Below are 3,578 nucleotides of genomic sequence, written 5' to 3'. Positions count from 1 at the left end.
GATGTTCCTTTTTACCGTGTTTAAACATATGTAGCACCGCCCTGTGAAGAATTGTATAGTTACCTTTATTATAACGTAGTCGTGGTATATTTTGGACGCTTTTTTACCCTTTTTGGGGGCTAACCAAAGCATTAATTCTTTAGTTGAAAGCGTGTTATTAGAAATTGAAAAATTCGGTTTAAAGGAATCAACCATAGAAATTTATGGTCGGTATTTAAAGCGACTTTTATTGTATTTTCAAAAGAATAACGAATTATATTATTCCAAAGAAGTGCTTGAGAATTTTCTTGAACAAAAGATGAACGATTTTAAAAACGAGAAAATCACGCTACGTTATTATAATGCTCTTAAGCGTGGCGCATATCTTGTGAGAGAATATGCAGAAACAGGCTTTATCAAATGGGAAGTATATTCGGATAATCGTAAATTTAGGCCGAACATTTATTATACAAAATATATTGAAGCTGCATTATCTAGTTCAGGGTTAAAAACTGAATTCCAGTATAAAGTGAATTACGTTCTGAGAAAATTCTGTTGCTTTTTGGAAGAAATAGGTATATGCTCATTCGATCAGCTAACTCTCCAAACTGTGAAAGATTTTATCTTATCAGTACGAGAATCGAATTCTGGTAGCATGGATTACATTCTGTACTCGCTTAAATTATTGATTGGATACCTTTATAGCAATAATGTGATCAGTAAGTCGGTAAATTTAGATTATTACCGCATAAAAAATAAAAAACAAATGCTTGTATCAGCATACAGCCTTAAGGAAATCGAGCGAATTATTCATGTCATAGATCAAAATACAGCTATAGGGAAACGGGACTATGCTATTATCATGTTGGTCCTTAACACTGGATTGAGGGGAATAGATGTCCGAAGGTTAAAATTACAAGATATCGATTGGCACGAAAATACTGTAGAAATTTCCCAAAGCAAGACAAGTAAATTATTAAAACTGCCTTTGAAAGGCTGCGTATGTAATGCAATAGCAGACTATATTTTACACGCAAGATCTAAAACAGCTGTACAAAATGTCTTTGTTAGGAATGTAGCACCATTTGAAGCATTTGTTAATACCGCTGCATTAGATAGTATTATTGAACGCTACTGCTTAAAGGCAGGTATATCGAAAGAACACCTCCGTTCTTTCCATAGCATGAGACGTTCCGTCGGAACGTGGTTAGCAGAAAAAGAAGTATCGATTCATACGATTTCCCAAATACTTGGACACGCAGATATGAATTCTTCGAAACCTTATTTGTCTTTTAATCAAAAACAGATGAGTGCCTGTGCAATGTCATTTGTGGATGTCCCAATGTCGGGAAATGTGTTTATATGAACTTAAAAGAAATTCTATTTCAAGACCTTCAAGATATGCTGGATATTAAAGAAGCATTAGGTTTTAATAAAAACACATATAATGTATATCTGAAACACTTTATTCACTTTTGCGGAGAACATTATGGAGCTTCATCTTCCATAACAAAGGAAATGGTTTTAGAATGGATTCGAATCCGCCCTAGGGAAAACATAAATACTAGGAATAGACGCGTTATTGCATTACGTCATTTTACAGAATATCAAGCAGCTATTGGTAGACAGACGTTCATACCAACCTCTTACTACAATTTACCCTCGCAACCCTTTAAGCCTTATCTTTTCACAGATCATGAGCTGTTCGTATTGTTCCATACAATAGACAGGATACCTCCTTATTGGGGGTCTCAGCAACGGGAATTCACTGTTCCGGTTCTATTCCGAATGATGTATTGCTGTGGTATGAGACCAAATGAACCATTAAAGTTAAAACACAAAGATGTATCTCTCGATACTGGAGAGATTTATATCAGACAATCAAAACGTTGCAAGGACAGGCATATCTATATGTCAAATGACCTTTTAGTACTTTCCAGAAAATATGACGAGTATATGGGTAATCGGGAATATTTTTTCCAAAGACCTCAGGGAGGTCCATATTCAACGCACTGGATGACAAACCAATTTAAAATTTGCTTGCGCAATAGTAATCTTGATTTTGGTATAGCTAGGCCAAGACCTTATGATTTAAGGCATAATTTTGCTACCCGAAGGATGGCTACATGGTTGGAAGCAAAGAAGGATATTATGGCGCTGCTTCCTTATCTAAGTGCTTATATGGGGCATTCAGAATTTCATTACACCCTATATTATATTCATCTTCTTCCCGAAAGGCTGATTCATAATTCTGGAATTCAGTGGGAGAATTTTTCTGATATTTATCCGGGGGTTACCAAATGAAAAGAGTAAAGGACCCAAAACTATTTCTTTCAATTAAAACATTTTTAACACTCTATTTACCTGAAATACGAGCAAAAAGTAGAAATACCATCAAGTCATACCGGGATACATTAAATTTATTCTTTCATTTTTTAAAATCAAGAAAGAACTTGCCACTTCATTTGGTAACTACTGAAGATTTTTCACCGTTAGCTGTAAAGGAATTTCTAGATTGGTTAATTGATGAAAGACATTGTAGTTCTTCGACTAGAAACCAACGTCTTTCATGTATTAGGACATTCTATGGATATTTAGCAGAGGAAAACATGGAACTGGTTGATAACTATTCTAAAATACAAAAGATAAAACAAACACCTGTACCAGACAGAACTTTAGACGTTATTTTGACTATCGATGATATCCGACTTATATTGAAGCAACCAAATGCCGAAAGCAAAATGGGATTGCGGGATCAATTTTATATGGCTTTGCTTTATGATACAGGATGCAGGAATAGCGAAATTCTGAATCTCCGCCTAAAAGATATTTATATCAATTCAAAAGGTGAAGGCTCGATTCATGTAATTGGAAAAGGGAATAAATTTCGTGCTACACCGATTTCTGGACATGTACTAGACTTATTTAATAAGTATGTTGCGGTGTTCCATCCACAACTGAATAAAACACAGTATTTATTTTATACAGTTAGAAAAGGAATCGTTAATAGAATGTCCAATGACAATGTTTCACGTTTTATTAAGAAATATGAAATGTCAGCTAAAGCAATTAATCCCAACCTTCCAAGTCTGCATCCGCATCTTTTTCGACATGCTCGAGCCATGCATCTTTATCAAGCTGGTATGCCACTAGCGTTAGTTAGCGAATGGCTTGGACACGCACAATTAGAAACAACGTTAATATATGCGAATGCGGATATTACCTTGAAACAGAAAGCTATAGAAAAGGTAGTTAATTCTAATAACTCCGTTTTCAATGAGGAACCTTTCAAATTTGAAAATGATGAAGACGTGATTAAAAAACTGTATGGTTTGGCTGAATAATTATTCCGATAAAAATCAAAGTGATGCAGGAACATATGACTTATTTGTATGAACTGACGTTCCTGCATCCAAAATAATCGTGATAATTTTTTTATCGGTATAATCTACGATATCCGGATATCCAAATATCGTAGACGGCTATCCCGGCTACAACGGCCTGCCTGATGTTGTCCTGGTCGGGTGCTGGGCGCATGCGCGCCGTAAATTTACAGAAGCGCTGCAGGCATTGCCTGAATCTGCACCCACCACGGCTGT

3 protein-coding genes and 1 pseudogene are annotated in these 3,578 nt (G+C 35.7%); all 4 read left to right on the top strand.

Annotated features, from left to right (window positions below):
- The first annotated feature begins 91 nt into the window (after positions 1-91).
- A complete protein-coding gene (locus tag IEW67_RS17635) occupies positions 92-1,345 on the top strand; it encodes a site-specific integrase (RefSeq protein ID WP_188634389.1) in 1,254 nt (417 codons plus the stop codon).
- Positions 1,342-2,283: a tyrosine-type recombinase/integrase gene (locus tag IEW67_RS17630; protein ID WP_188634388.1), complete on the top strand. Its 942-nt coding sequence runs from the start codon at positions 1,342-1,344 to the stop codon at positions 2,281-2,283. The genes IEW67_RS17635 and IEW67_RS17630 overlap by 4 nt, the downstream gene beginning before the upstream one ends.
- The gene (locus tag IEW67_RS17625) at positions 2,280-3,323 is read left to right on the top strand and encodes a tyrosine-type recombinase/integrase (protein ID WP_188634387.1); all 1,044 of its coding nucleotides are present in this window, start codon (positions 2,280-2,282) and stop codon (positions 3,321-3,323) included. Before IEW67_RS17630 ends, IEW67_RS17625 begins: the two co-directional genes overlap by 4 nt.
- Positions 3,324-3,453: 130 nt before the next feature.
- Positions 3,454-3,578: pseudogene (locus tag IEW67_RS17620) on the top strand (IS66 family transposase); the annotation flags it as partial.

This window comes from Lentibacillus kapialis, from assembly GCF_014646635.1.
In the GTDB taxonomy this organism is placed as follows: domain Bacteria; phylum Bacillota; class Bacilli; order Bacillales; family Amphibacillaceae; genus Lentibacillus; species Lentibacillus kapialis.
Note: the sequence above shows the minus strand (reverse complement) of the source record. Positions and strands in the feature narration are given on the sequence as shown.

Excerpts from the sequence above, each read along its gene's own strand:
- IEW67_RS17630 (WP_188634388.1), top strand. The coding sequence starts at position 1,342 with ATGAACTTAAAAGAAATTCTATTTCAAGACCTTCAAGATATGCTGGAT.
- IEW67_RS17625 (WP_188634387.1), top strand. The coding sequence starts at position 2,280 with ATGAAAAGAGTAAAGGACCCAAAACTATTTCTTTCAATTAAAACATTT.